Origin of the sequence: Vibrio sp. A11 (genome assembly GCF_013048705.1) — a bacterium.
Taxonomy (GTDB): Bacteria; Pseudomonadota; Gammaproteobacteria; order Enterobacterales; family Vibrionaceae; genus Vibrio; species Vibrio metschnikovii.
In genome coordinates this window covers 1-1,243 of the sequence record NZ_VHSI01000053.1, presented here as the reverse complement: position 1 = coordinate 1,243, position 1,243 = coordinate 1, and the positions used below count along the sequence as shown (strand labels likewise).

Here is a 1,243-nt window from a genome sequence, read left to right as displayed (position 1 = left end):
CAGGGCGTCCGCATGAATGGTTAGAATTTAGCCGCCAACTTAAATCCAGCTAACAAGACTTGCTCCAAGAAGCCGGGGTTCATCATGCAACGCTTCTGCTTCATTGGCACACTAATTTTGGTTGGCTCAGCTCTTAGCATGTTAAGCGCCATGTGTCTTAACCCTGCCAAGTTTTCAGCTGCGTTTTCTCGGTAAATCTGACAAGCATCTTCCCGCATGCTCACATCTAAAATCCAATGCATTGACTCAATGCCCCAGTGGGCTCGAATAGCATTTCCAGCTTGCTCCGGAGTCAGGTCAGCTGAACTGATGTAGTAGCGGTACTCCAACACTGGTGCTTTGCCTTTTGCGGCTCGGTAATTTTCAACCATGACTATACTGCTTAGTCGGCTCCACGTAGAGAAGTCACCCTCCAACTCGCAGGCCTTGAGTACATGGCAAGTTCGTGCTTCAACACGGCCTTTCTGTTTCTCGATGTGATAGGTGTTTTTTTCAATCGGAGCACGACGGTGTGGGGCGAAGGCGGCCTGTACGGCTGCCGACAACTTGCCTTGGTTCCCCTTTACTGCCAACAAGTAATCACCGCCTTTGTTGGTAATTACCTTGGCAATTTTGGTCTGGCAGGCCATCGCATCAATCGTCACGACGGCTCCGCGCAAGTCGAGCATCTTAATCAATTCCGGAATTGCGGTGATTTCATTGCTCTTATTATCAGTTTTGAGTTGGCCCAATACCAGTTGGTTGGCACTCGCGTAGGCGCTCACCATATGGATGGTGCTTTGTCTGTCATCTCTATCGTAGGAGCCGCGTAAAGTCTTGCCATCAATGGCAACCACCTCACCACACGTCAAGGTATGTACCGCATTCATCCAGCCCAGGAAACAGTCGCGAAACTCGGCAGGGTCAATACCTGCGATCAGACGAGCAAAGGTATCGTCAACAGGCACGCCGTTTTCAAACAGACCCTGTTTAAGAAACCACTCATGGTGACCAAGAACATATTCACGAATGTCGGTCCAGCCTTGACCACCGGCTATCACGGCGCAGATTGAACCAAACAAAATATCAAACAGAGGGTAGTCAACTTTTGCGCTTTGCCGTTCGTCACGGATGATGCTGAAGTGCTCTTTGATGGTATTAATATTCATGGCAACACCTTAAAAAAGGAGCATAAGATCACAGCCCGCACGTCAGGTCAAACTTAACCTCGCATTGCGCAAAAAACGTTCATGATCTTGCCCTG

At 49.2% G+C, this 1,243-nt stretch carries 1 protein-coding gene; it reads right to left on the bottom strand.

Annotated features, from left to right (window positions below):
- Positions 1 to 20: 20 nt before the first annotated feature.
- Complete coding sequence (locus FKQ60_RS17240; protein WP_170905629.1) at positions 21 to 1,148, bottom strand: ISAs1 family transposase; 1,128 nt, start codon at positions 1,146 to 1,148, stop codon at positions 21 to 23.
- Positions 1,149 to 1,243 lie beyond the last annotated feature (95 nt).

Excerpts from the sequence above, each read along its gene's own strand:
- FKQ60_RS17240 (WP_170905629.1), bottom strand. The coding sequence starts at position 1,148 with ATGAATATTAATACCATCAAAGAGCACTTCAGCATCATCCGTGACGAA.